We start from the raw sequence: 26468 nt of genomic DNA, 5'->3' as shown, positions 1-26468 counted from the left end.
TATGCTGCATAATCCGACCGGCAAGGAGCGGCTTGCGCTGGCTTTTCTTCTTGGCATGCTTGCGATACTGGGGCCGCTGAATATAGATATGTATCTGCCGAGTTTCCCTGAAATCGCTGAAGATTTAAGCGCCCGCGCATCGCTTGTCCAGCTGAGTTTAACCGCATGTCTGATCGGACTGACAATCGGACAGGTTGTTGTCGGCCCGTTAAGTGACGCGAAGGGAAGAAGAAAACCGTTATTACTATGTATTTTTTTATTTGCTTTGTTTTCTCTGTTTTGCGCGCTTGCACCGAACATTACTACATTAGTGATTGCCCGTTTTCTTCAAGGCTTCACCGCCTCGGCGGGGCTTGTTCTGTCCCGTGCGATCGTCAGAGATGTGTTTACGGGAAGAGAGCTTTCTAAATTTTTCTCGCTGCTGATGGTCATTACCGCCGTCGCGCCGATGGTGGCGCCGATGACGGGAGGCGCGATTTTACTGCTCCCGTTTGCATCATGGCATACGATTTTTCTCTTTTTAACCTTTATCGGGTTTTTGCTTGTTCTCATTATTGCGCTCAAGCTGACAGAAACCCTGCCGCCGGAAAAGCGGATTCCGAGTTCCGTCGGAAATTCCGTGCGGACAATGGGAAGCCTGCTGAAAGACCGGTCATTTATCGGCTATGCGCTGACGGTCGGCTTTATTCACGGCGGGAGCTTTGCGTATGTTTCCGGGACGCCTTTTGTGTATCAGGATATTTACGGAGTATCGCCACAGGTATTCAGTATTTTATTCGGCATTAACGGTCTGGCGATCATTTCCGGAAGTTTTATCATCGGGCGTTTCGGAGGAATCATTCATGAAAAAAGCCTGCTGAGAATCGGCGTGATTACAGCGATGACGGCGACTGCCGTTCTGCTCGTCATGACGATCATTCACGGGCCGCTGGCGGCACTGGTGATTTCAATTTTTATTTATATGATTACGATCGGCATGACGCTGACAAGCACCTTTACATTGGCGATGGAAAAGCAGGGACACCGCGCGGGAAGCGCAAGCGCACTGCTCGGCATGCTCCCGCTTCTTCTCGGTTCCATCGTGTCGCCGCTTGTGGGAATGAATGAAGCGACGGCCGTCCCGATGGGGGCGATTATGTTTACGACATCCGTTATCGGTTCCATCGCTTTTTTCACCTTAACAACTAAACCGGAGAAAGCAAAAAAGGAGTGAAATGATTCACTCCTTTTTTTGTTCCCGTTACTCATATGTCTTGAGCACGATCGCTGAATTATGCCCGCCAAAGCCGAATGAGTTGGAAAGACCGATCGTTAACGATTGATGTCGCGGACCGTCTGATACATAGTCCAAATCACACGCCGAATCAGGGTTTTGCAGATTGATCGTCGGCGGGATGATGCCGTGTCTCAAGCTTTCTGTCAAAGCGATGGCTTCAACTCCGCCTGCCGCGCCAAGCATGTGGCCGAGCATTGATTTGTTTGCCGTGACCGGAATGTCATAGGCAAGCTCCCCGAATAATGTCTTGATGGCCAGCGTTTCAGAGAGATCTCCGGCTTTTGTGCTTGTCGCATGAGCGCTTACGACATCAATGTCTTCCGCTGAAACGTTCGCTTTCTTCAAAGCGTTTTTCATCGCCAGGTAAGCGCCCGTTCCTTCCGGATGAGAGGCTACCATATGATAGGCATCCGAGCTCGCGCCGTAACCGAGCACCTCACAGAGGATCGGGGCGTTTCGGCTGATTGCGCTATCCAATGATTCTAATACTAAGATGCCTGCGCCTTCACTCATGACAAATCCATCACGATCCGCGTCAAACGGCCGGCTTGCCGCTTCGGGATCTTCGTTTCTTGCTGAAAGGGCGTGGGCATTGCCGAAGCTGGCCAGTGACAGATTGGTAATCGCCGCCTCCGCGCCCCCGGCAAACATGATATCCGCATCATCATTCCGAATGGCGTTGAATGCTTCCCCGATCGACGTATTGCCGATGGAACACGCGGTCACCGGAGAAAGTGAGGGGCCGAGCGCGCCTAATCTGATGCTGATTTGAGCGGCGGCCGCATTTGAGATCATCATGGGGACAAGGCTCGGGCTTACTTTTCGCGCTCCCCGTTCATTTAAAGTATGGACATTGTCAATCAAAGTCGTGATGCCGCCGATTCCGGAGCCGACGTACACGCCGAGGCGTTCACGGTCAATCTGATCGAGCTGAATTCCGGAGCTTTCCAGCGCCTGTTCCGCTGCCGCTAAAGCAAACTGGCTGAAACGGTCAAGCCGTCTCGCTTCTTTTCTGCCCCATCTTTCTTCTGCGTCAAAATCGCGGACGGTGCCGGCTATTTTTGTCTTCGAGCTGGAGACATCAAAAGAATCTATGAGAGAAATTCCCGATTTTCCTTCCGTCAGGTGTTTCCAAAATGTATTTACATCATTGCCGAGAGGTGAAATCACTCCCATTCCGGTGATGACAACTCTTTTCATGGTCATTCCTCCTTCGGTATGTATTTATTGTAACTCGCAATTATCCTATTACAAGTTGTTGTTTATCCTAGTATAATAAATACCAGGGTAGGAGAGGAGAGATTCGGTATGATACCAGAAGGAAGATTGCAGGCTCTTTCAGAGTTTTTAAAAATGCAGCGGGCCAAAATTTCTCCGCAGATGGCCGGCCTGCCGACGGGCACGCGGAGAAGAACGCCGGGACTCAGAAGAGAAGAGGTCGCGCAATTAGCCGGCGTAAGCACCACGTGGTATACGTGGCTGGAGCAGGGCAGAGACATTAAAGTGTCGGCAGGTGTATTGGACGCCGTTTCCGATGCGCTGCAGCTGAATAAAGATGAAAGAAATTATTTGTACGCACTTGCCATTGATGAGGGCGTGAAACAGCCGTTTACCGCGGAGGAAGAAGCGGTTATCAGCCCGTCCCTTTCAAAAATTCTGCAAGAGCTCCGTTATTGTCCCACCATCATCTCGGACAGGCGGTGTCATATCGTAGGGTGGAACCAGGCAGCGGCTCACGTGTTTTTAGATTTTGAACAAATTCCCCCCGAAAAACGGAATCTCATTGAGCTATTGTTTTCAAGAAAAGAATTAAGAAGTCTAGCCGTGAACTGGGAGCATTTTGTGAAAGGCTTCATTGCCATTTTCAGAACGTATTACGGCCAGTATGTAGCGGATACGTGGTATTCTCAGTTTATAGAGGAAATGGAGAAGACATATTCAGAGTTTCATACGCTGTGGAATGAGAGCGAAGTCAGCTCGGCTCCCGAAGTATTAATTGAGTTCCGCCACGCGAAGGCGGGAAAAATGGTCTTTAATCTGACTTCTTTTCAGGTTCAGGGCAATAGTGACCTGCGCTGCAGTGTGTATACACCGGTAGATCATACCGAAACGGAAGCAAAGCTGAAAAAGCTTTTCGAAAACAGGTGAAAACAGAAAAAAACGGGAGGCCGCCGCCTTCCGTTTCAGTTTAAAATAAAAGCATCAGCCCGGCGATGGCCGGTGTTAAAAAGATGGCTGATTTCAGAATGACTTTCGGCACGAGATTGGTGAATTTCGCTCCGACATATGCGCCGCACATCGTTCCGATCAGCACTTTGACCAACAGCATATAATCGACAAACCCTTCCGTCACATAACCGAGACCTCCGCCGACTGCAAGCGGGATTATGACTAGCATGGTGGTGCCGACCGACTGGCGGATGGATAAGCGCAAAAGAATCATTAAGCCGATTTGGATGAAAGGGGCAGAGCCGATGCCGAATGTTCCGGACAAGATTCCTGCGATAATACCGAGAACAACGGCTTTCACCCATATGTTCAGATGGCTTTGCGGTCCGGTGTCCTCTTGTGTTTCTTTTAAAATAAATAACCGGACTAAAATCAATAGAGCAGATAAAAACAGCATGCCCGCCGTCAAGTAATGCAGCAAATCTGCGGGGATAAGAGAAGTAAGTCTGGCCCCGAAAAATGAACCGAATGCCGCAAAAACGCCGACGATGAGACCGATTTTCATCTGAATATTGCCTTCACGGTAGTGGCTGAAAGCTCCAGACAAACTTGTGAAAGCCATTCCGGCAAGGGAAGTGCCCAAAGCCGTGTGAATCGGTACGTGAAAAAGTATAGTTAAAAGTGCAATGACAAAACCGGCTCCCCCCGCGCCGATAAACCCGAGAATAATCCCGAGCAGAAACATAACGAGTATAATAAGCACAATCTTCTCCTCCATTTAGATGCCTGATGACAATGTTTCGATCCGCTGTACCAGATGTTTAACGATCGACCGTTGTCCGTCGACCGTCGTTCAATAACTTTATGTTACCTCAAATTTAAAGTATTGGCAAGAAGCCGGAATGCTTTTATACAGCGCTCAGCAGCTCTTTGACCATCACTTTTTCCCCGTTTGAGTCCAGCTCTCCATTGAATCTAAAGCCGAATTTTTGATAAAGGCGCAGTGCGTGCACGTTATCTTCAAACAGGCTTAAATAAATCCGTCTGCAATCATATAATTGAGCGAGATGATGGATAAGGGCATCAAGCATCAGTCTGCCCAATCCCCGTCCCTGGTATCGTTCATCAATGAAAAAACGGTCAAGCCACACTCTGCCGTTTTTATTTTCTTCATCATATTCCGGAAACCAGCCGTACATGGCAAAGCCGACCAACTCCCCGTCAACATAAAGGCCGGCCGGCTGATAATGCCGGCAATCCTCAGCATCTTGTAAACACTCTTCCGCAGTTTCAATAAATGAAGCCTGTCTTTCACTTACATGAAGCGCCAGTATATCGGCACGGTTTTCTTCCGTGACTGCTCTGATTTCAATTGTCATCCTTCATACTCCTCTTCCCTTTTTCTGAAGATCATCCAATGATCATCATAAAGGATATGGTTGCCATATCGTCAAGGAGGTATTATGAGCGAAGACGTCAAAAAATACTTCATAACCGTTGAATTCATGTAAAAAAACAAATCCTGTTTCATCTGCTTTCTCCGCCAGGGGGAGAACCGGCCCCAGTCCCATTGGCGGAAAAACTGGGGTTTAATGAACCGGCAGCATTTTCTGTATTCATGAAAACATAAAGATCGGCGGGTGATTGAAAATGGAGCCAAAATGGCTTGAATGGGCAAAACAGCTTCAATCCGCGGCGCAAGCGGGGCTGGCTTATTCCAAAGACATATATGATATTGAGAGATTTGAAGAAATAAGAAAAATAAGCGTGGATATCATGGCGCATCATACCGGGGCCGGCAAAGAGATCATACAAGACGTCTTCGCAGGGGACAGCGGGTACCCCACTCCGAAAGTTGATGTCAGAGCGGCAGTTTTTAAAGATCAGAGCATATTAATGGTGCAAGAGAAAAGCGATGGCAGATGGGCGCTGCCGGGCGGGTGGGCCGATATCGGGATCTCTCCGGGCGAAGCAGCTGTCAAAGAAGTAAAAGAGGAATCGGGCATCGACGTAAAGCCGGTCAAACTGTTAGCTGTAATGGATAAGAAATGCCATTCCCATCCGCCGTCCGCCGCCCACGTTTACAAAGTGTTTATCAAATGTGAGATCATCGGCGGACAGCTCAGGGAGGGAACGGAAACAAGCGCGGCCGCTTTTTTTGCAGAAACGGAGCTGCCGCCGCTGTCAGAAGCCCGCAATACGGAAAGTCAGATTGAAAGGATGTTTGCATATCTCAAACATCCGGACGAACCCGTTTATTTTGATTAAGGCAGCAAGCAGGAAAAAGAGAGGAACTGATTCAGAACCATTTCACTTATGAATGATCCGGCCTGTGATAGAGATGGTAAATCATCAGGCCGGGTTTTAAGAGTCTGCCTGTTTCGGTGTGGTGCGCCCCTTAAAAAACCGTTTTTGAAAAATCGATAATTCTGCGGGCAGCTTCTGTCGGTTTTTCCTCGGGGACGTAATGGCCGCAGCCTTTTACCTCAAATCCGCTGACTTCACGAATTGATTCTCTCCATGTGTCAAGCACGGGAAGGCCGGCTAAGTTCCCTTTTTCTCCCCACAGCAAAAGCGTGGGAACATCCAGTTTTTTCTGTGATTCCTTTTCTGAACGATATCTCGGTAAATCAATGTGATAAGCGGCTCTGTAGTCATTAAGCGCAGCTTGGACAGCGCCGGGCTGCTTCCAGGCGGCTAAGTACCGGTCCCAGGCGCCGTCTGATGTCAGCAGGTCAAAAAGCCCGTCACCTCTGCTTAATAAAAATCTAAGATATTCCTCTTCTTTTCCTCTTATTAATTCTTCCGGCAGATGGGGAACGACTTGAAATGTCCAGTGCCAGTATTTTTTTGCCGCTTCCGCTGCCGTCAGAGAATCATAGACGTATTCAGTCGGCATAATGTCAATGAGCACAAGGCCTGCCGCCAGCTCCGGAGCATCTAAAGCGAGCCGCCTTGCGACCCTGGCGCCTCTGTCATGCCCGGCAATTAACGCTTTTTGTATATGCAGGCGGCGCATCAGACCTTGTATATCGCTTGCCATTGTTTTGTTATCATAGCCGTTTATGCCGCCCGGCTTTTCAGAATCGCCGTAGCCCCTCAGATCAATAGCGATGACTCTATGAGAAGCGGCAAGCGTCGGAATCACATAACGCCACGTCACCCAGCTTTGCGGAAAGCCGTGCAGGAGAATGACGGGGGGAGCATCCTCCTTTCCCGCAAAGACGTAATGAAGGCGGATGCCATTTACCTCAATTGAATCATGGGTCACATGCTTTTCAAATTGTTCACGAAAAGAATCCATTTTCTCTCTCCTTATAAAATGTTAATTTTTTATTTGAGAAATAATAGCGGAAGTGACGTCTTCCGTTGAATGTTTTCCGCCGACATCCGGGGTCAGGACGCCGCTGTTTGTGACCGTTTCAATTGATTGCAGGAGGAGATTGCCCAGCTCCTCTTCTCCGAATGAATCGAGCATTAATTTTGCCGTCCATATTTGGCCGATAGGGTTGGCAATCCCTTTTCCGACAATATCCGGAGCAGAGCCGTGAACAGGCTCAAACATGGAAGGGTATTTGCCGTTTACATTGATGTTGGCGGCGGGAGCGATTCCGATGCTTCCCATAATCGCCGCTCCGATATCTGTCAGCACATCTCCGAACAGGTTTGAAGCGACAATGACATCGAAGCGCTCCGGGTGAGTGACAAAAAAGGCCGCCAGTGCGTCAATATGCTGCGAGTCCGTTTCAATCCCGGCATACTCCCGGCTGACCTCTTTAAAGATGTCATCCCAAAACGGCATCGAGTGAACAATACCGTTGGATTTCGTCGCGCTTGTGACGTGTTTTTTTCGATTTGCCGCCAGTTCAAAGGCATACCGCATCACTCTTTCCGTTCCTCTGCGGGAAAAGACCGCGTTTTGAATGGCGATTTCGTCTTCGCCCTGATACATTCTGCCTCCGACAGAGCTGTACTCGCCCTCACTGTTTTCCCGGACGACCAGCAGATCAAAATCCTTCGGGTTAACGAGAGGGGAAGTGATCCCCGGCAGCAGCTTCGCCGGCCGCACATTGATCACCTGTTCAAATTCCCGGCGTATCTTGATGAGCAGCCCCCACAGCGAAACATGATCGGGGACGAGCTTTTGATTCCCCACCGCTCCTAAAAACAAAGCATCAAAGTGCTGTAACGTTTCTAATCCATCATCCGGCATCATGGTTCCGTGCTCCAAGTAATACTCGCAGCTCCACGGAAAAGAAGTAAAATCGAATGCCATGCCCCCATGTAATTCGGCGATTGCGTTCAACACCCGCTCCGCTTGCGGAACGACTTCTTTTCCCACGCCGTCCCCCGGTATGCTGGCAATCTTGTATGTTTTCATGTTCCATCCCCCCTGAATGAATTGTTTCGGTTTACGGCAGACCGTCGACCGTCGTTTGTTATAATTCCATATTACGCCATACTCGCTATGCTGACAAGCTCGGGAATGTTGCTTCCATAGATAAACTGTTATATGATCTTGGTAACAATAAGGCCTAAATTGTATGAAGAGGTAGGAAAGATGGATAACTTTAAATTAGATAAGCCAACCCCGTATTATCTGCAATTTTATTCCCAATTGAAAAAAATGATATTTGACGGGATTTTTAAACCGGGAGAACGGCTGAATGAAACACAGCTGGCCAAGGATTTCGGAGTCAGCCGGTCGCCGGTCAGAGAAGCGATGCGGCTCCTTGAAAAGGATGGGCTTCTGACGGCAGACGATCGAAACGGCTTTGTCATCTATTCTTTATCCGTAAAGGATGTTGAAGAGATTTATCAAATCAGAATGTCACTTGAATCACTGGCGGTCGAACTCGTCATTGATGAAGCGGCTGAGAGTGAAATTGAACTCATCGAAAAACAGCTGCGGGAGACGGAAGAAGCCATCCATAAAGGCGTCAAAGAGACGGAGATTATTTCCTTGAATGAAACGTTTCATCAGCTCCTTGTGGAGTTCAGCCATAACAGTCAGCTGGCCAAGCTGCTTGAGCATGTCAATGTGCTGATTCATTTTTGCAGAGTCCTTAATTTTAAAGGGGATGACCGTGCGGAAGTGATCTTACATGAGCACCGTAAAGTCTTTGAAGAAATAAAAAAAGGCGACAAAACAAAAGCCGTGCACTATATGACAGAGCATCTCAAGCACGATGCAGAACATCTGAAAGGCGTGCTGAAAGCACAAGAAACAGACGAATCATCACGATAGACAAGGCGAAAAGCCTTGTCTTTTTTTTGCCGGTGTCATCAAACCGCTATAAAGACCTGACGGATGTTTCTTGCATAATTTTTCCCGCATCATTTATGATGGATATGGAAAAGGCGCAAAAAAGGCAAAGGAGTTTGAAAAATGGCAAAACATATTCTCATGGTCAATTTTCCCGCAGAAGGACACGTAAACCCGACCCTCGGTATGACAAAGGCCTTCAGTGAACGGGGCGATCACGTTCATTATATCTCAACGGAAAAGTACAAAAGCAGGCTGGAAGGAGTAGGGGCGGAGGTTCACCTTCACCGCGATCTGCTCAGAATGACACCCATTGATCCTGACAGCCCGTCCGGCATACTGCCATTCTTAAAAATTCATATCAAAACGTCACTGGAGATTTTACATATTGTGCAGCGTCTGGCTGAGGACATTCAATTCGACGCCGTCTATTATGATAAATTCGGTGCGGGAGAGCTGGTGAGGGATTATCTCAACATTCCCGGCATCTCTTCTTCAGCATCCTTCCTGCTCAATGAAGACGGCCTGAAAACCCTCCCGCTCCATCCGGAATCGGGCGTGCCGTTTAAGCCGGACAGGGAATGTGAAGAGCTGTTGGCTGAGATGAAAGACAAATACGGCGTTGCTCCTGACAGCCTGATTCAATTTATGAACAACACGGGTGAACTGAACGTCGTCTATACAAGCAGATATTTTCAGCCCGAAAGCGAGACGTTCGGAGATGAGTATTTATTTATCAGTCCGAGTTTTCCGAAGAGAAAGGGGCACACCGACTTCCCGATTGATTCTTTAAAGGATGAAAAAGTCATTTATATTTCAATGGGGACGGTGCTCTGGGACACGGAAGCGTTTTTCAATCTGTGCATAGACGCGTTCTCAGATTTTGAAGGCAAGGTTGTCATCGCCGCCGGAGAAATAGCCGATCTGTCGAAAATCAAACAGGCGCCGGAAAACTTTATCATCGCTCCATACGTGCCGCAGCTTGAGGTGCTGGAGCAGGCTGACCTATTTGTTACACATGGCGGAATGAACAGTGTAAATGAAGGCATTCATTATCAAGTGCCGCTGGTCGTCATCCCGCATGATAAAGATCAGCCGATGATTGCACGCCGCCTGACTGAACTGAATGCCGGCTATACCGTGCAAAAAGATGAATTAAGCGCTGAAAAGTTAAAGCTTGCCGCAGAAGAAGTGCTGCATAACGGAAAATATAAACAAGGCATTCAAGCCATTAACGAAAGCTTTAAAGAATGCATGGACATGAAAGATGTCTTGGCCCGGATCGACCGGTTTATTGAACAAAAAAAATAATACACGAAAAAAGCCTGTTTCCGCTGTAAAAAGGGAAACAGGCTTTTTATAAAGACTCTTAGATGATGTGATGCTCTTCATTTGCGAGTTTGATAAGAGTCAGAAGAGATTCTGCCTCACGTGCGCCGAGTGTTTTTTCCAGACGGTCTTTTTCAAAGATCTGCTGGCCGAAAACATTCACGGACGCCTGATCTACTGTCGCGTGCCAGTCCTTTTGTGAATGATTCTCAGAAAAAGAGAAGACAAACACAGCAAAGACCGCTATAAGCATCGCCTTGATCCAAAATTTTTGCCGGTTTCCTGCTGTTGACATAGGCCGCCTCCTAAACGATCATTTTACAGTATTAGATCATATATGAGCTGTTTTTAATAGAGTAAAGAAGTAATATTTTCAGGTAGTTCAAATGGTATGGAGAACAGCCGGATGCACGCGGGTCAGGCAGATGCTCCAATTCATAGTTTGTTCATATTTTATTAAAAGTTTATCCAACCCTGTCCTTTACAGTAGGTATAACCACAAACACACTGCTGAAAGGGGCCTGAAAATGCATATTCATATGATGAACAAAAACCAGTTTGAGAGTGATTTGGAGGCGGCAGGATTCAGCCGTCAGGCAGATGATATTATCGGCAAAATGAAAGAGTACGTAACGGAATGCGCGGCTTCATCCGAACGGTTCCTGATTGAAATTCAAACCGTCATGAACGAATACAAAGCTGTCGTCTGCGCGATGTTTTCAACTATGGAAATTGCCGGGGCCAAAAAAGATGAGAAGCATGTTGAATTCGAAGCCTGTACTGTATTGTGTGAATAAAAGATCGTCATAAAAACTCCGCGGCTTCTGATTATCATCGTATATATACCGACTTGTTCCGGTTAAGGAAGAATATTGAAACTCATATGAAAGCCATTCGTATAAAAGAGAGATACAGTTTTTATATGGAGGGATCATAATGATGGATAAGAAAAAACAAGCTTTTGAACAGCTTTTCAGCACTTTAGACGGAAGGCATGAAATAAACGGAGCTGTTTTAGCGGCAGAAAACGGCCGCATTTTATATCAGGGTTCATTCGGCACTGCAGAACTGGAAACAAACAGGATGCTGAATGACCGCTCTGTCTTTGAATTGGCCTCAGTATCGAAGCCGTTTACTGCTCTCGGGATTATGAAGTTAGAGCAGCAGGGGGAGCTGCGGTATGACGATATGATAGAGCAGTGGCTTCCTGATTTTCCTTATCCGGGCATTACCATTCGGCATTTACTTCATCATACGTCAGGATTGCCGGATTATATGGAGCTGTTCTTAACACATTGGGACCGGGACAGAATTGCCGTTAATCAAGATGTGATCGATATGCTTAAGCAGCATAAACCAGATGCTTATTTCCCGCCGGGTAAGGGGTGGCTTTACAGTAATACGGGGTATGTTGTGTTAGCGGTTATGATTGAAATTGTATCAGGCATGAGTTTTGCTGAATTTATGCAGCAAGCTGTATTTCATCCGCTCCGTATGAACGATACGCGGGTTTATAACAGAAGGCTGAGTAAAGAAAACATCCCGAACTATGCATATGGCTATGTCTATGATGTGCATTCCGGAGAGTATGTCCTGCCTGATGAACTTGAGGAAACCAATTATGTCGTCTTCCTTGACGGCATTCAAGGTGACGGAACCGTTAACTCCACTATAGGAGATTTATATCTGTTTGATCAGGCTCTCTATACGGAAGAAATCATCAGCAAAGAGACGAAAGACCAAGCTTTTACACCTGGCTATTGGAATGAAGAAGAGCACTTCGGGTATGGATTTGGCTGGATGATTCAAAACAGCTCCCAAAAAGGGAAGGTTGTCAGTCACGACGGAGGCTGGCCGGGCTATTCAACTCTGATGATCCGTTACATTGACCACAATAAAACACTGATCTATCTCAGCAATATGGAACAACCGTATCAATTTGAACAAGCTGTGATTGCCGCGGCTGTAAACATCTTATTTGATCAGCCGTACGAGATTCCGAAACGTCCGGCGGATCAGAAAAAAGCAGACATCGATCCTGCGATTTACAGCAGATTTATCGGTGATTACTCATTTCAGGATGATACCCATGCATCGGTGGCGGTAAAAGAAAACCGATTGTATCTTACTATAGACGGGCAGACACCATTCGAATTATTCCCAATGACGGAAACCCGTTATTTTGTCCGGGCGCTGCCGCTTGAAATTGAATTTGCCGGTGATAAAGCCCAAGCGGCCTCACATTTCGTTTTATATCAAGACGGCACAGAAGAAACCGCTCTGCGAATAGACTGAGTGACATACAAAAAAACCGCCGTCCTGAGAAGACGGCGGTAATAGAAAAGTCAAACCCCTTTGATGACGCGAAATTTTCTTTTCGGCTCTGACATAAAGATAGAAGAGAAAATCATAGCTCCGAGCATGGTGATGTATTCCATATAAAGTGAAACCTCTGCCAAAATCAAACCTGCAACCATTAAAACAGCACCCAATACCACCGCAAAAACCTTTGTTTTCATGATGAGTTCCCCCTATTATCTGATAATGGAATTATACTGCATTTCCATTAATGTGTACATTTTGTGAACAATTTCACCTGACGAAAGGCAATGAAGAGAGATTTGAAGAATTAGGAGAGATGACCGGCTGCAATTCATCTTCTGTTTTACTGACGAACCGAAAGGGAAAAGTAAAAAATCAAAAAGGCAAAGGAGTTCTTGAAATGAAAGCAAGATTATTTTTATTCAGCATGTTTCTCCTCATTCCCGTCCTGGCGCTTGCCGGATGCAACAGCCAATCTTCAGGAGGAAGCGAAAAAGCGAAAGACAAAGAAACGCACGCTCACGAAGACATGAATCACTCAGGTTCATCCGAGGTGCCGAAAGGTTTAAAGAAGGCCGAAAATCCGACTTATAAAGTCGGCAGTGACGTCATGATTTTAGCTTCTCATATGAAGGGCATGAAAAATGCGCAAGGAACCGTAACAGGTGCTTATGATACAACGGTTTACAGTGTATCTTACACGCCGACAACGGGAGGAAAGCGCGTTAAAGATCATAAATGGGTCATTCAGGAAGAATTAAAGGGCGCCGGTGATAAGACGTTAAAGCCAGGTGACAAGGCCGTCATCGAGGCATCCCATATGAAAGGCATGAAGGGCGCTGAAGCCGTCATTGATTCAGCCAAAAAGACAACCGTTTATATGGTCGACTATACATCGACGGACGGCGGCCAAAAAGTAACCAACCATAAATGGGTCACAGAAGACGAACTTTCCGCCGCAAAATAAAAAAAGACCGCAAAAGCCGAAGGAACTCCTTTGGCTTTTTTGCGGTCTCACACTTATGCGGATTTTCTTTTCAAAGCGGGTCTCGTTAAAGAAAACACGGCTAACGCGACAGCGATAATGACAATCAAACCGCCGCACCAGGCGGTAGCTGTGACAGAGCCCGTTTGTCTGATCACGCCGCCGCCGATGGCTGACCCGAGCGCAATGCCGATTTGCAAAGCGGATGTATTGAAGCTTTGCTGAATATCGGAAGACTCAGGCGCAATTTTGATCAAATAACTTTGCTGCGCCGGCGCAAGGCTCCAGCTGAGCAATCCCCAGATCACCATCGCAGGCAGGAAAATGATTAAAGAAACCGTTGACAGCGGAAGGATAAACAGGATCAAAGCGAAAGAAACAGTCACAAGCATGATGCTTTTAAATGATCCCAAACGGTCATACAGCCAGCCGCCGAACGGTCCGCCGCATACCGCTGACAGGCCGAACAAAAAGTAGCATACACTGACCCAAACGGAACTCAAATGAAGCGTTGTTTCCAAAAAAGGCGCAAAGTAGGCATAGAGTGTGTAATGCCCAGCCAGTGTAAACAAGGTGACAAGATGTGCGCTGGCAATTTTGGCGTTCCAGACCGTCTTGATCTGCTCACGAAACGGAATCATTTTTTCAGCAGGTATTTTTTCAAAAAAGACGCTGATAATCAGCATGGAAACAAGCGATAATACGCCGATTCCCAAAAACAGAACGCGCCATCCGAAAGCATTGCTGATGATAATGCCGACAGGCACGCCTAAAGCGATTGCGGAGCTGAAGCCCATGAAAATGATGCCGATCGCCCGCGCTCTGTATTCCGGCGCTACGATTTTAGGGGCAATCGTTAAAGATAGGACGACAATCAGTCCCGTACTCATGGAAGCGAGCACCCGTGACACCATAAGCACGGCGAAATTGGGACTGAAATAAGCGACCAGATTACTCAGGAAGAAAACAAAAAGTGCGATTAAATAAAGCCGCTTTCGTTCAGCTTTTGCCGTCACTGCCAAAAGCAGCGGGCCGGATACCGCGTAACCGAGCGCAAATACGCTGATCAGCTGCCCTGCGCTGACGATGGATATATCTAAGTCGGAAGCGATTTGCGGGAGAATACCGCCCACAATTAATTCAACCAATCCGACTGCAATAGTAGATGCTGCAAGCAGAAATACTTTGAAATTCATGTACAGATACTCCTTTTTTTATTTTTTAGAAAATAAAAAATCCTGATTACAAAAAGTGTGCGGGACAATTTTTTGTAATCAGGATTTTACGGTTCCTGGTAGACACCCTCAAACCATATCATTGAGGTTATACAATGTATACAATATTCGTTTGTGTCCGTTTCTGCAAAGAATTCTACCATAATAGTGAGAGAGATTCCATAGAAAATTCGAGGAAATCCTTTCAATTTCAATAGCGGCGGCTGTAACGTCATTAATGAAGCAGAAAAAAGTTTTATGATAACCGTAAGGAGTCTATACAGATCAAACATTACACAGCCGGAGGAAACCGATGAATAAGTACGAAAAAATCGCCAACAAAATGAGAACGAGGATTAAAAGCAGTGTTTATGACATAGATCAGCCGATCCCTGATGAAAAGACGCTCGCACTGGAGTTCGGGTGCAGCCGGATGACCCGATATTAGAAATCGGAACATGCAGGTTTTTTGGACAACGGCACTTCATTTTCCCGCCACCGCCATGACAAGTTTGTCGTGACCTCAGTCCATATAAAACGTTCATAAAAGCGACGAAGGGTGAGAGAAAAACTCACTCTTTTTTTGTTGCAGCTGTTTACACCTTCGTTTACTTTATGTTATGTTATCCAATGATAGAATCATCCTACAAATTACAGAGGTGTTCTGATGGAAATATCCAAAACAAGCAGACTGTCGCTCGTAGAACAAGTGGTGGCGCAAATTGAATCGTTAATACAATCGGATAAATGGCCGGTCGGGACGCGCATTCCACCTGAGCTGGATTTAATGAAGCAATTTGATGTGAGCCGAAACACATTGCGTGAGGCCATTCGGGCGCTCGTACATGCCGGCCTTCTTCAGACTAGGCAGGGGAGCGGTACGTATGTCAGCTCATCCAGTGTCCTCGGCGCTGCATTTTACCGCCATATAAAAAAATCAAATTTGCTTGAAACATTAGAAGTCAGATACGCACTTGAGAGAGAAGCCGCACGATTGGCGGCCCAAAGGCGTAATGACGAAGACCTTAAAGCACTGAAGGCATGCCTGGATGAATGTGAGGCGGCCTTGCAAAATGAAGATCGAAAACGGTATGCCGAAGCTGACATTAATCTGCACAAAACAATTGTACAGGCGGCCCATAACAACATGCTTTCTGATCTATACGAGCATATGACGGAGGCGCTTTGTGCGTCAGTCCATAATCTCTTGGAAATTACGCCTGCTATCCGGATACACACCCAGCTTGCCGCTGCGATTGCCGGACAGAAACCGGATGAGGCCATGGAGGCCGTCAACCAATACATCACAGTATTTAAAGATACAATACACATGGAGGATGGACATGAAAATTGAAGACGAACATCAAGTGCTGCAAGCAAGTCAGCGTAAAAAACTGATATTGCTGGTTATCGGAGTCATATTGATAGGGGCTAACCTCAGAGCGCCTCTGACATCGGTCGGGCCGCTCGTTTCCTCAATTCGGGACAGCCTCGGCATGACCAATGCGGCTGCCGGCACCATTACGACAGTGCCCCTTTTGGCCTTTGCATGTCTGTCGCCGTTTGTTCCTTTATTGTCCCGGCGCTTCGGGACCGAGATTGTTTTACTGTCATCATTAATTGTCCTGACAGCCGGAACTCTGCTGCGCTCCATCGCCGGAATCGGCACTCTCTTTTTCGGAACGATCCTGTTGGGATTGTCGATCGCCGTATGCAACGTCCTGCTGCCGGGTCTCATTAAACATAAGTTTCCCGGAAATTTAGGCGTCATGACCGGCGTCTACTCGGTTTCTATGAATCTGTGCGGTGCGATTGCATCCGGCATCAGCGTGCCGATCGCCTCTTCAGCGGGGTTAGGCTGGAAAGGCGCGCTCGGCTGCTGGGCGATCCTTTCTTTCATTGCGTTCGTCATGTGGATTCCGCAAATGCGAGGACGCGAACTGCCCGTCCGCACGACTGGGACAAACGGAGAGAAGAAAAGCAGTCTGCTTCGGTCTCCGCTGGCTTGGAAGGTGACGTTGTTCATGGGGCTGCAATCCCTTATTTTTTACACCATCATCGCTTGGCTGCCGGAAATTCTTCAGCAGAATGGACTCAGCTCAAGTAAGGCGGGATGGATGCTTTCATTAATGCAATTCTCAGTCCTGCCGATTACTTTTATCGTGCCGATCGCTGCCGCTAAAATGAAAAACCAGCGCGCACTCGCCGGACTGACGGCTTTATTTTTCCTTATCGGGATTGCCGGCGTTCTTTTCGGAAGCCCGGCTCTCACTCCGGTATGGGTCATTTTGATCGGAATTGCGGGAGGCTGTGCGTTCAGTCTGGCGATGATGTTCTTCAGCCTGCGGACCCGCCATGTCCATGAAGCCGCGGCGCTTTCGGGAATGGCCCAGTCATTCGGATATTTGCTTGCCGCGTTCGGGCCGCTCGTATTCGGCCTGCTGCATGATATCACGCACGGCTGGACGGTTCCGTTATTCATGCTGATCGCGGTCTCCGTTCTGATTTTCATTTTCGGTGTCGGAGCCGGAAAAGCGGAACAGATCAAAACAGCATAAAAAAACAAAGGGCCCGCTTAGGGTCCTTTGTTTTTTATTTAAAAAGCTGTCTCAGGCCGTCACGTTGTCAGTTTTAAGCCGATGACACCGATGAGGATAAGCCCCAGAGACACCAATTGTGACAGATTGAATTTTTCTTTAAACCAAAGTATGCCCACGGCCGAAACGCCGATGCTTCCCATGCCGGTCCAAGCCGCATACGCGACACCTGTGGGAAGAACCTGCATCGCTCCGGAAAGGCAAAAGAATGAAAGCATAAAGCCTGTTACCATGACAATCAGCGGCCACTTTTTTTTAAAACCGTCAATATGTTTCATGGCAGCGGCTGCTACAACTTCCTCCGCTCCGGCAATAAATAACAGCAGCCATGCCATTAATGTTCACCCCTTGTTTTGTTTTCTTTCGTAAATACCTTCATTCCTAAAATGCCGGACAACAGCAGAGCCAAAAAGAAGATTTGCCCGATTGAAAAAGGTTCTCCTAAAATGACGCCCGTTACATATGTGCCGACGGTGCCTATTCCGACAAAAACGGTATATGCGGCAGCCATCGGTATTTTTTTATAAGAACGGATCAACATCAGGAAGCTGACGGCAATCAGCAGGAAAATACCGATCCAATCAACGAGCGAGTCCGCATGTTTCAGAGCGGACGCCCAAACCACTTCTAACAGTCCGGCTATCAGTACAAGCAGCCAATACATTTACAGTCACCTCAATTATGAATGAATGTCAGTCATTTTTATGGCGGTCAAAAATGATCGGTCTTCCGCCAATCATTTCTGCAAGCTTCTTTTGAGAAAGCTGAATATTTCTTTTTTATATACTTCGAGATCGACATCCTGTTCACAGCCGATATAAAACCGTTCAGCTGCGTTCTCGACAACATTGATAATCGTTCTGGCCGTCCATCTGACATGAATGCCGCTGTTGACTTCACCCTGCTCAATGGCCGTATTGATGACGCCTTCCAGCCAGGAATAATAAGGCTGATAAATGGCCTCCCATTTTTCCATTGAGTGATCGATGGCAAGACCGGAATAACAGAGAACGATAATATCTTTATGAAGCCGGGTGATGTGAAATGTTTCATCTACCAAAATGTCCAGCAACGTCCAAAAATCTTCAGAACCGTCCGTTTTCCCTTTTATTCTGTCCAGCGTAGTGTCGAGCAGGTTTTCTGCAATCGCGGATATCAGCGCGTTTTTAGAAGAAAAATATAAGTAAAACGTCCCTTGGGCCGTTCCGGCTTTTTTGACGATTTCTGAAATGGATGCTTTGTCTAATCCTTTTTCAGAAATGACTTCAATCGCGGCTTGCAGGATCTTTTCATATTTTCCCGAGCTTTGTTTTGCCAATAGAGGGGTTCCTCCTTTTATGAATGACTGTCATTCATTTTATCGCACATTCGCTTTTTTGTCATCCCTTAAAATAAAAATACCGGAAAGAAGACCATACTTCTTTCCGGCGTTCATCATTTATCACTGTCGATCATAGCCTTCGGCAGTCCCGTATATTTTGCCCAGTAATAAATACCGAGCGAACCGATGGCGATCAGAATCAGGTCAAGCGGATTGCTGATAATGCCCAATCCGTGGCCGAACGAGCCGAGATAGGAGAAAATCAGCATCATGACGTAGAAGCCGACGATCCACCAGGCTGATTTCAGCTGCTGCCGTATACTGACATCATCTTTAGGAGCATATTTACTGAAACAGAGGTAGATCAGAAACATGACAATTTGAGAACCGAGAAGCCAGGATACGGTGCGCCATCCGGACCAATATACAATATAAGAAGTGAAAATAAACGACAGCGGCCCGATGATGCTCATCCCTTTTAAATAAAACGGTCTGTTAATATCCTTCGCGTTCACCCTCAGCGCCGCTGAAGAAATCGGCGCAATGGCATAAGACAGAATCAATGCGACGGAGCACACGTTCACAAGAGCGTTCCAAGAAGGGAACGGCAGCGTCCAAAAAACAGCCAGACCGAACGAAAGCCAAAGGGAGGCACGCGGTGTCCCGGTTTCTTTATTGACTTTAGAAAAGATGCTGAATAAAGTTCCGTTTCTGGCCCAGGCGTAGACGAGACGTGAAGTCGTATTCATAAAGATATTACCGTTACCGCCCGGTGATAAGATCGCATCTAAAATAACCAATGTCGCCAGCCACCCTAATCCGAGCAAAACGGCGATATCTTTGAACGGAAGAGAGAATTCAGTCCCGATAGCCGGCCATCCGTGCTTCAGGGTATCCGCCGGAATCGCCCCGATAAAAGTGAGCTGCAGCACGGTGTAAATAATAGTAGAAACGATAATACAGACAATCAATGCGATCGGAATGTTCCGCTTCGGATTCTGCACTTCACTTGCGACAGCCACAATCGGGTGCAGCCCAAGATAGGCGAACATGACGCCGCCGGTGGAAATCGCAGCCTGAATTCCGGTGAAACCAAAAGGCGCGAATCCGTGAACGGTCATATTGCCCGGGTGAAAATGGAAAATCAGTACTATAATAACCGTAATCGGAACGACATATTTAAAAATCGAAATAATGAAGTTTGCTTTCGCAAAGGTTTTGACACTCCAATAATTGAGGAGGAAGAACAGGCAGAGCAGCGCAAATTGCAATATCCATCCGGCAATTGTCGGCGAGTCAGAACCTTTCACGGTCAGCCCGGGAAACCAGTATGCCACGTATTGGCGGACTGCCGTGACTTCTATAGAAATAAGGCTCGTGTAGGCCACAATGGTGACAAAGGAAATTAAATATCCGACCAGGTGTCCGTGTGAATATACGGGATACCGGATAATTCCCCCGGTCCGCGGCAGCGCGGCGCCCAGTTCCGCATAAACTAAGCCGATCAATAAGATGATTCCCCCGCCGATCAGCCAGGAAAAAACGCCTGATGGGCCCGCTTTAGAGGCGACGTTACTGACGGCAAACAGCCATGCTGAACCGAATATGGCTCCCATGCCGATTAAAATAAGATCAAAAAGTGACATAGATTTCTGGAAGTTTCCCTGCTTAGACATTCGCTGCCTCCTTATAAGACATGTTCTATTTACATAATTCCCATTATCATTCGAACATACCCAGCCGGCCGGCTGGAAAATTAGGACAGCTTTCGATGCTGAAGTATGTACAGCAGTATGCTCAAATCATAATGGAGTGACTTGATACGGCCGCATGTCAAGATCTCCCCGCTTATATTCCCCGTTTTGCTCACGTTCAAACCTTACATCTATAAAAATAAAAAAACGCCCGAAGCAGGCGTTTTTTTATTACAAGTTCATATCTTTCAGTCCGGGGCTGTGCTCATTCGGAAGCTCAGGAAGTTCCGGCACAGGGAACCCTTTAGGCGGCTCAGACACACTTAATTCGCCGCCGTTTCGGCTCGGCGTCTGTCCTTGCAGAATTTCTCCGATCCGTGTCGGATCCAGTCTGAAATTAAATTGGGTATTATGATATCCCATCTCAACGAATTTACGGCACTCCGGATATTTCTCAATGTCATAATTCGGCACGGGGAATAATTTGCCCCATTCAACACCCAGTGTTTCCAGCGCTTTTGTAAAAGCATTTTGATGAGCATTGTCACGGACAATCAGGAAACCGAGTGTTTCTCTGAACGTCTGATTAGAACTCATTTCATAAATGCGCGTTTTCTGCAGCACGCCGGTTGATTCCAGCACGACATTGTCCAATAAGTCGGCAATCAGATTACCGTGATTGTAGACCCAAGAGCCATTCCATGGATTGCCGCTTGCATCTGCAGGCAGAGAACTTTGCGCCCCGATAATATAATGGTGCGGATTGGCATGCTTCACCGCTTCGTCAATCGGCGCCTGATCTGAAGCCTGATTTCCGGGGCCCTCAGCTCCGCTTTCATCGAGCAGCGCATTAATCGTATGCTGGACGAGTTCAACGTGTGCGATTTCTTCTAAGAATACGCCGCGAAGCAGGTCGCGGAACTGCTTTTCTTTTCCCCTGAAATTAGAGCTTTGGAAAAAGTATTGCATCATCGTCCGCATTTCTCCGTAGTGCCCGCCTAAAATTTCCTGAAGCACCTTGGCGGCGGCTGGATCCGGCTTGTCCGGCTTAATGATATTGATCAGTTCTTCTTTGTAATAATACATGAACAGCGCCCCCTGAAATCAGTTTTCGGTTCTTCTGTTAGTGTCTTAGCAAAGTCGGTTTTTATGTATTGGCAGCAAAAAAGGACGGAAAGTGTATCCCGTCCTTTTGCGTTAAGCCTCGACCGCCCCGCGGAGCTTCGTGTTGACAAGCCCGTTCCATCCTTGGTCCATCGTACTGTGAATCTCCGAGCTTTTCCGATTGACTTTATTGATGACAGCATCCGGCTCTTTCCATCCGCCGTGAATGAGAGTGAATTCCGTATCTCCGCTTTCCGTTTCTTTCAAGACAAAAGAAACGATCCAGCCCTCCGTATCCCATGAAAAAGAAAGACGGTACGGCGCTTCGATATCCAGCACCTTGCACGGAGACGGACCGAATGGAGATTCCAGCTGAAACTCACTGTCTTCTTGAGGAGTGAAATCATTCGGCATAAACCAGAGAGACAGTCCGTCCGCAGTGGAGACCGTATCCCAGACCACTTGCAGCGGCGCCTTGAAAACGGCGGTATGAATAATGTCCGGTAATATTTGATTACTGCTGTTGTTATTTTTGTTATCATTGTTTTGTTTATCAGACATGCTGCTAACCACTCTTTCGCTGTTTTTTCTTTTGATCATACTACACGGGGCAGGACATTTGAAAACAAATCAAACTTATTTTATGCTTTTTCAAAGCCATTCAATACATTTTAAGGAGACGTAGTGATGACAGATCAATTTAAAGCGTTAGTAGTCGATCAACGTGAAGACCGGTTTTCAGTCAGCGTACAGGAGCTCGCAGTTCAGGACCTTCCCGAGGGTGAAGTGCTGATTAAGGTTTGCTATTCAGGCGTGAATTACAAAGACAGCTTGGCTGCCATTCCTGACGGCAAGATCGTAACCTCGTATCCTTTCGTGCCGGGAATTGATTTAGCGGGAATCGTCGTTTCCTCAGATGACGCCCGTTTTAAAGAAGGGGACAAAGTCATTGCGACAAGCTATGGCATAGGTGTTTCCCGCTTTGGCGGCTATAGCGGGATGGCCCGCATTCCGGCAGATTGGATCGTGCCGCTGCCTGAAGGTCTGACTCTTAAAGAAGCCATGACGATCGGAACCGCCGGCTTTACGGCCGCATTGTCCGTTCAGCGGCTTGAGGAAAACCATGCCGCCCCTGAAAAAGGGAAAGTGCTGGTGACGGGAGCAACAGGAGGCGTCGGAAGCTTTGCAGTTTCCATTCTTTCTTCATTAGGCTATGACGTAGAGGCCAGTACGGGAAAAGAAGAAGAAAGCGGCTATCTGAAGAGTCTCGGTGCGAAATCGGTTATTCACCGTGACGAAGTTTACAACGGCACGTTAAAACCGATGCAAAAACAAAAATGGGCTGCGGCCGTCGATCCGGTCGGAGGTGAGCCGCTTGCTTCAGTTCTCAGCCAGATTCAGTACGGCGGAACAGTTGCAGTGAGCGGACTGACAGCGGGAACGAAACTCCCGGCTACGGTCTTCCCGTTTATTTTGCGCGGCGTCAGCCTCCTGGGAATTGATTCCGTATTCTGTCCCATGGAGACAAGAAAGAAAACATGGCAGCGTCTGGCTGAAGATTTCAAGCCAGCGGATCTCGAGGCCTTTATTCAAAAGGAAATTACACTTGAGGAACTGCCGGATACACTTCCTGCTCTCTTAAAAGGAAAAGCGAGAGGGAGAACGATCGTTAAACTGAACGAAGAATAAACAAAAACCCCCGATCAGCAGTTGGGGGTTTTTTCATTATATAATCATTTGTTGATTAAAACTGAGATGATTATTGAGTATATTCTGAAAGTGAGCTGAATTTAAACAAATATTGGTTATGTGTAGATCATATTAAGAAAATCTTTGAAATTATCTGAAATATTTATTGACTGAAAGCGCTTTTAAAATTAAGATAATAACATAAGTGCTAATAATATCATTACAACTTAACTAAAAAATAACTATAAAGTAACAATTCGACGAAAGGAGAGAGCGAATATAAATGATAAATGATGACGCTTTCGAGTGATTTTTTATATAGAAACTGTTTTGAATTGTCGAAACGTGGGTAAGACATTATAGGCGTAAATGTAGATAACTGAATAATTGGTTTATATCTCTGTATAAAAACTGGGAGGATTTGAAGATGAATAAAAATAGCAGCCAGTATTCATTTTTGAGAACCATCATTTTAGTATCGACGTTCGGGGGGCTTCTTTTCGGTTACGATACAGGTGTAATTAATGGAGCGCTTCCTTTTATGGCGAAAGCTGACCAGCTTAATCTTACGGCGCTGACTGAAGGCATGGTGGCAAGTTCCCTTCTCTTGGGGGCTGCGATCGGCGCAGTTTTCGGAGGGCGGCTGTCGGACTATAACGGCAGACGTAAAAATATCCTTTTCCTTGCCGTTTTGTTCTTTGTGGCGACGCTGGGATGTACACTGGCGCCTAACGTGTCGGTTATGATTATCTCTCGTTTTCTGCTGGGGCTTGCTGTCGGGGGAGCTTCCGTAACAGTTCCGGCATACTTGGCTGAAATGTCGCCGGCGGAAAGCCGGGGGAGAATGGTTACCCAAAATGAACTGATGATTGTAACGGGCCAGCTGCTTGCCTTCACGTGTAATGCCATCATCGGCAATGTGCTCGGTGATACGTCTCACGCTTGGCGTTACATGCTCGTTATCGCGGCTCTTCCGGCGGTATTCTTGTTTTTCGGTATGCTGAAAGTTCCTGAAAGTCCGCGCTGGTTGGTTTCTAAAGGAAGAAAAGAAGATGCTCTGCGTGTTCTCCGGAGAATACGGAATGACGAGAAAGCAAAGTCAGAACTCGCCGAGATTGAATCTGCTTTTCACAAGGAAGCGGAGATGGAGCGGGCGACATTTAAGGACCTTGCCGTTCCATGGGTGCGCCGCATTGTGTTTATCGGAATCGGAATTGCGGTAGTGCAGCAGCTCACCGGCGTAAACTCAATTATGTACTATGGAACTCAAATACTAAAAGATGCCGGCTTCGAAACAAAAGCTGCATTGATCGGCAATATCGCTAACGGTGTGATTTCCGTGCTTGCGACTTTTGTGGGCATATGGCTTCTCGGCAGAGTCGGCCGGCGTCCGATGCTGATGACGGGGCTGATCGGAACGACTGCCGTGCTGCTGCTGATCGGCATTTTATCTGTCGTGCTGAAAGGATCCCCTTCACTTCCTTATGCAGTTCTTGGGTTAACCGTCACTTTCCTTGCGTTTCAGCAGGGAGCGGTTTCTCCTGTGACCTGGCTGATGCTGTCGGAGATATTCCCGCTTCGATTGCGGGGGCTTGGTATGGGAGTCACTGTCTTCTGTCTTTGGATCGCGAACTTCCTTGTCGGTTTAACTTTCCCGGTTCTGCTCGCAAACATCGGACTCTCTGCAACCTTCTTTATTTTTGTTCTGTTAGGAATAGCGTCCGTCATATTCGTGAAAAGGTTCCTGCCGGAAACAAAAGGTCTGTCGCTTGAACAGCTTGAACAAAACTTCCGTACTTATGAAAAACCAGAGCGAAAAAGTGCAGAGGTCAAGGTGAGCGGGTAATCAAGAGAGATGCAGGGTTCTTAGGAATCCTGTTTTTTATTTTCTATATATAGAAGGAAGTAATAAGCGAGAAAAAACTTTTGTAAAAGTGTTGACGCGATTTAAGGGGCATGGTATATTAGTAAACGTCGCTGATGAACAAAGCGATCACGTTAAAAGAGAAAATGAGCTTTTGAAAAAAGACTTTACAAATTCTCAGAAACGTGTATAATAAATGAGGTTGAGAAAACAACTTCAAAAAGAAATAAAAAACACTTGACATCATCACTGATTGATAGTATGATAGTTAAGTCGCCTGATAAGCGCCCGTAGCTCAATTGGATAGAGCGTTTGACTACGGATCAAAAGGTTAGGGGTTCGACTCCTCTCGGGCGCGCCAATTTAAAATGCGGGTGTAGTTTAGTGGTAAAACCTCAGCCTTCCAAGCTGATGTCGTGAGTTCGATTCTCATCACCCGCTCCATTATAATGATCTTTGAAAACTAAACAAGACAAAACGTACCTGTTAATTCAAAGTTTTAAATAAATCGCACAGCGATGTGCGTAGTCAGTCAAACTAAGGTCTGCACGATGCAGATCACACAGACGTTACTGCAGGATGCAGTGAACTTAGTCTGTGATCCATTTATCGGAGAGTTTGATCCTGGCTCAGGACGAACGCTGGCGGCGTGCCTAATACATGCAAGTCGAGCGGACAGATGGGAGCTTGCTCCCTGATGTTAGCGGCGGACGGGTGAGTAACACGTGGGTAACCTGCCTGTAAGACTGGGATAACTCCGGGAAACCGGGGCTAATACCGGATGGTTGTTTGAACCGCATGGTTCAGACATAAAAGGTGGCTTCGGCTACCACTTACAGATGGACCCGCGGCGCATTAGCTAGTTGGTGAGGTAACGGCTCACCAAGGCGACGATGCGTAGCCGACCTGAGAGGGTGATCGGCCACACTGGGACTGAGACACGGCCCAGACTCCTACGGGAGGCAGCAGTAGGGAATCTTCCGCAATGGACGAAAGTCTGACGGAGCAACGCCGCGTGAGTGATGAAGGTTTTCGGATCGTAAAGCTCTGTTGTTAGGGAAGAACAAGTGCCGTTCAAATAGGGCGGCACCTTGACGGTACCTAACCAGAAAGCCACGGCTAACTACGTGCCAGCAGCCGCGGTAATACGTAGGTGGCAAGCGTTGTCCGGAATTATTGGGCGTAAAGGGCTCGCAGGCGGTTTCTTAAGTCTGATGTGAAAGCCCCCGGCTCAACCGGGGAGGGTCATTGGAAACTGGGGAACTTGAGTGCAGAAGAGGAGAGTGGAATTCCACGTGTAGCGGTGAAATGCGTAGAGATGTGGAGGAACACCAGTGGCGAAGGCGACTCTCTGGTCTGTAACTGACGCTGAGGAGCGAAAGCGTGGGGAGCGAACAGGATTAGATACCCTGGTAGTCCACGCCGTAAACGATGAGTGCTAAGTGTTAGGGGGTTTCCGCCCCTTAGTGCTGCAGCTAACGCATTAAGCACTCCGCCTGGGGAGTACGGTCGCAAGACTGAAACTCAAAGGAATTGACGGGGGCCCGCACAAGCGGTGGAGCATGTGGTTTAATTCGAAGCAACGCGAAGAACCTTACCAGGTCTTGACATCCTCTGACAATCCTAGAGATAGGACGT

The 26468-nt window shown here is 47.2% G+C and carries 26 protein-coding genes, 2 tRNA genes, 1 rRNA gene, 2 pseudogenes and 1 riboswitch (1 of these 32 running past the window's edge); of the genes and pseudogenes, 17 read left to right on the top strand and 14 right to left on the bottom strand.

Annotated features, from left to right (window positions below; translation table 11 throughout):
• Position 1: 1 nt before the first annotated feature.
• Positions 2-1213, top strand: coding sequence for a Bcr/CflA family efflux MFS transporter (locus ACXN9U_RS11670; protein ID WP_060963462.1), 1212 nt, complete (start codon positions 2-4; stop codon positions 1211-1213).
• Positions 1214-1240: 27 nt separating this feature from the next.
• Here the strand turns inward: ACXN9U_RS11670 and fabF are convergent, their stop codons facing one another.
• Positions 1241-2476, bottom strand: a complete 1236-nt coding sequence (gene fabF / locus ACXN9U_RS11665; RefSeq protein ID WP_060963461.1) for a beta-ketoacyl-ACP synthase II — start codon at positions 2474-2476, stop codon at positions 1241-1243.
• A gap of 108 nt (positions 2477-2584) precedes the next feature.
• On the opposite strand from fabF, the gene ACXN9U_RS11660 reads away from it, so the two are divergent.
• Positions 2585-3424: a helix-turn-helix transcriptional regulator gene (locus ACXN9U_RS11660; RefSeq protein WP_060963460.1), complete on the top strand. Its 840-nt coding sequence runs from the start codon at positions 2585-2587 to the stop codon at positions 3422-3424.
• Between the two features lie 40 nt (positions 3425-3464).
• Here ACXN9U_RS11660 and ACXN9U_RS11655 read toward each other — a convergent pair whose 3' ends face one another.
• Complete coding sequence (locus tag ACXN9U_RS11655) at positions 3465-4208, bottom strand: sulfite exporter TauE/SafE family protein (protein ID WP_060963459.1); 744 nt, start codon at positions 4206-4208, stop codon at positions 3465-3467.
• 145 nt (positions 4209-4353) lie between these two features.
• Positions 4354-4824, bottom strand: coding sequence for a spermine/spermidine acetyltransferase (gene bltD, locus ACXN9U_RS11650; RefSeq protein WP_060963458.1), 471 nt, complete (start codon positions 4822-4824; stop codon positions 4354-4356).
• A gap of 271 nt (positions 4825-5095) precedes the next feature.
• Here bltD and ACXN9U_RS11645 point away from each other — a divergent pair, with 271 nt between their 5' ends.
• Positions 5096-5713 carry an NUDIX hydrolase gene (locus tag ACXN9U_RS11645; RefSeq protein WP_060963457.1) on the top strand — a complete coding sequence of 206 codons (618 nt, stop codon included), beginning with the start codon at positions 5096-5098 and terminating at the stop codon, positions 5711-5713.
• 130 nt (positions 5714-5843) lie between these two features.
• On the opposite strand, the gene ACXN9U_RS11640 is transcribed toward ACXN9U_RS11645, so the two are convergent.
• Together ACXN9U_RS11640 and ACXN9U_RS11635 are read right to left on the bottom strand one after the other, a co-directional pair.
• The gene (locus ACXN9U_RS11640) at positions 5844-6749 is read right to left on the bottom strand and encodes an alpha/beta fold hydrolase (RefSeq protein ID WP_060963456.1); all 906 of its coding nucleotides are present in this window, start codon (positions 6747-6749) and stop codon (positions 5844-5846) included.
• A 21-nt stretch (positions 6750-6770) separates the two neighbouring features.
• Entirely contained in the window at positions 6771-7826 is a 1056-nt protein-coding gene (locus tag ACXN9U_RS11635; protein WP_060963455.1) for a tartrate dehydrogenase, read from the bottom strand.
• Positions 7827-8006: 180 nt separating this feature from the next.
• Between ACXN9U_RS11635 and ACXN9U_RS11630 the strand changes: the two genes are divergently transcribed.
• Positions 8007-8693 (top strand): GntR family transcriptional regulator, encoded by a 687-nt coding sequence (locus tag ACXN9U_RS11630; RefSeq protein ID WP_029575258.1) that lies wholly within the window; start codon positions 8007-8009, stop codon positions 8691-8693.
• Between the two features lie 141 nt (positions 8694-8834).
• The gene (locus ACXN9U_RS11625) at positions 8835-10022 is read left to right on the top strand and encodes a macrolide family glycosyltransferase (protein WP_060963454.1); all 1188 of its coding nucleotides are present in this window, start codon (positions 8835-8837) and stop codon (positions 10020-10022) included.
• 58 nt (positions 10023-10080) lie between these two features.
• Here ACXN9U_RS11625 and ACXN9U_RS11620 read toward each other — a convergent pair whose 3' ends face one another.
• Positions 10081-10335 (bottom strand): hypothetical protein, encoded by a 255-nt coding sequence (locus tag ACXN9U_RS11620; protein WP_060963453.1) that lies wholly within the window; start codon positions 10333-10335, stop codon positions 10081-10083.
• A 232-nt stretch (positions 10336-10567) separates the two neighbouring features.
• On the opposite strand from ACXN9U_RS11620, the gene ACXN9U_RS11615 reads away from it, so the two are divergent.
• Together ACXN9U_RS11615 and ACXN9U_RS11610 are read left to right on the top strand one after the other, a co-directional pair.
• Complete coding sequence (locus ACXN9U_RS11615) at positions 10568-10837, top strand: hypothetical protein (protein ID WP_047478256.1); 270 nt, start codon at positions 10568-10570, stop codon at positions 10835-10837.
• Between the two features lie 139 nt (positions 10838-10976).
• On the top strand, positions 10977-12335 hold the full coding sequence (locus ACXN9U_RS11610; RefSeq protein ID WP_060963452.1) for a serine hydrolase domain-containing protein: 1359 nt from the start codon (positions 10977-10979) through the stop codon (positions 12333-12335).
• Positions 12336-12385: 50 nt separating this feature from the next.
• Here ACXN9U_RS11610 and ACXN9U_RS11605 read toward each other — a convergent pair whose 3' ends face one another.
• The gene (locus ACXN9U_RS11605) at positions 12386-12559 is read right to left on the bottom strand and encodes a hypothetical protein (protein ID WP_016937085.1); all 174 of its coding nucleotides are present in this window, start codon (positions 12557-12559) and stop codon (positions 12386-12388) included.
• Between the two features lie 203 nt (positions 12560-12762).
• Between ACXN9U_RS11605 and ACXN9U_RS11600 the strand changes: the two genes are divergently transcribed.
• The gene (locus ACXN9U_RS11600; RefSeq protein ID WP_045926971.1) at positions 12763-13329 is read left to right on the top strand and encodes a YdhK family protein; all 567 of its coding nucleotides are present in this window, start codon (positions 12763-12765) and stop codon (positions 13327-13329) included.
• 53 nt (positions 13330-13382) lie between these two features.
• Here the strand turns inward: ACXN9U_RS11600 and ACXN9U_RS11595 are convergent, their stop codons facing one another.
• Positions 13383-14543, bottom strand: coding sequence for an MFS transporter (locus ACXN9U_RS11595; RefSeq protein WP_016937083.1), 1161 nt, complete (start codon positions 14541-14543; stop codon positions 13383-13385).
• A gap of 55 nt (positions 14544-14598) precedes the next feature.
• Positions 14599-14698: riboswitch (purine riboswitch) on the bottom strand.
• 176 nt (positions 14699-14874) lie between these two features.
• Between ACXN9U_RS11595 and ACXN9U_RS11590 the strand changes: the two are divergent.
• The 4 genes and pseudogenes from ACXN9U_RS11590 to ACXN9U_RS11575 form a co-directional block, all read left to right on the top strand.
• Positions 14875-15000 (top strand): annotated as a pseudogene (locus ACXN9U_RS11590) (GntR family transcriptional regulator); the annotation flags it as partial.
• Positions 14994-15108, top strand: a pseudogene (locus tag ACXN9U_RS11585) (GntR family transcriptional regulator); the annotation flags it as partial. The pseudogenes ACXN9U_RS11590 and ACXN9U_RS11585, both read left to right, overlap by 7 nt.
• 120 nt (positions 15109-15228) lie before the next feature.
• Positions 15229-15915, top strand: coding sequence for a FadR/GntR family transcriptional regulator (locus tag ACXN9U_RS11580; RefSeq protein WP_060963450.1), 687 nt, complete (start codon positions 15229-15231; stop codon positions 15913-15915).
• The gene (locus ACXN9U_RS11575; protein WP_060963449.1) at positions 15905-17119 is read left to right on the top strand and encodes a CynX/NimT family MFS transporter; all 1215 of its coding nucleotides are present in this window, start codon (positions 15905-15907) and stop codon (positions 17117-17119) included. The genes ACXN9U_RS11580 and ACXN9U_RS11575 overlap by 11 nt, the downstream gene beginning before the upstream one ends.
• A gap of 59 nt (positions 17120-17178) precedes the next feature.
• On the opposite strand, the gene ACXN9U_RS11570 is transcribed toward ACXN9U_RS11575, so the two are convergent.
• The 6 genes from ACXN9U_RS11570 to ACXN9U_RS11545 form a co-directional block, all read right to left on the bottom strand.
• Positions 17179-17493 (bottom strand): DMT family transporter, encoded by a 315-nt coding sequence (locus tag ACXN9U_RS11570; RefSeq protein ID WP_060963448.1) that lies wholly within the window; start codon positions 17491-17493, stop codon positions 17179-17181.
• The gene (locus ACXN9U_RS11565) at positions 17493-17822 is read right to left on the bottom strand and encodes a DMT family transporter (RefSeq protein WP_060963447.1); all 330 of its coding nucleotides are present in this window, start codon (positions 17820-17822) and stop codon (positions 17493-17495) included. Before ACXN9U_RS11565 ends, ACXN9U_RS11570 begins: the two co-directional genes overlap by 1 nt.
• 72 nt (positions 17823-17894) lie before the next feature.
• The gene (locus ACXN9U_RS11560; protein ID WP_060963446.1) at positions 17895-18476 is read right to left on the bottom strand and encodes a TetR/AcrR family transcriptional regulator; all 582 of its coding nucleotides are present in this window, start codon (positions 18474-18476) and stop codon (positions 17895-17897) included.
• A 116-nt stretch (positions 18477-18592) separates the two neighbouring features.
• Positions 18593-20155, bottom strand: coding sequence for an APC family permease (locus ACXN9U_RS11555; RefSeq protein ID WP_060963445.1), 1563 nt, complete (start codon positions 20153-20155; stop codon positions 18593-18595).
• Between the two features lie 249 nt (positions 20156-20404).
• Positions 20405-21259 carry a manganese catalase family protein gene (locus ACXN9U_RS11550; protein WP_060963444.1) on the bottom strand — a complete coding sequence of 285 codons (855 nt, stop codon included), beginning with the start codon at positions 21257-21259 and terminating at the stop codon, positions 20405-20407.
• Positions 21260-21370: 111 nt separating this feature from the next.
• Positions 21371-21838 carry an SRPBCC family protein gene (locus ACXN9U_RS11545; RefSeq protein WP_060963443.1) on the bottom strand — a complete coding sequence of 156 codons (468 nt, stop codon included), beginning with the start codon at positions 21836-21838 and terminating at the stop codon, positions 21371-21373.
• Positions 21839-21964: 126 nt separating this feature from the next.
• On the opposite strand from ACXN9U_RS11545, the gene ACXN9U_RS11540 reads away from it, so the two are divergent.
• The 5 genes from ACXN9U_RS11540 to ACXN9U_RS11520 form a co-directional block, all read left to right on the top strand.
• Complete coding sequence (locus ACXN9U_RS11540) at positions 21965-22966, top strand: NADPH:quinone oxidoreductase family protein (protein WP_489201677.1); 1002 nt, start codon at positions 21965-21967, stop codon at positions 22964-22966.
• Positions 22967-23393: 427 nt separating this feature from the next.
• On the top strand, positions 23394-24812 hold the full coding sequence (locus ACXN9U_RS11535) for a sugar porter family MFS transporter (protein ID WP_060963441.1): 1419 nt from the start codon (positions 23394-23396) through the stop codon (positions 24810-24812).
• Positions 24813-25114: 302 nt separating this feature from the next.
• Positions 25115-25191: transfer RNA gene (locus tag ACXN9U_RS11530), tRNA-Arg, on the top strand.
• A 9-nt stretch (positions 25192-25200) separates the two neighbouring features.
• Positions 25201-25274 (top strand) — tRNA-Gly (locus ACXN9U_RS11525).
• 162 nt (positions 25275-25436) lie between these two features.
• Positions 25437-26468 (top strand): 16S ribosomal RNA (locus ACXN9U_RS11520) (it continues 518 nt past the right edge of the window).

It is taken from the genome of Bacillus sp. BACIII (assembly GCF_057836745.1).
This window is presented reverse-complemented; position numbering and strand designations above follow the sequence as displayed.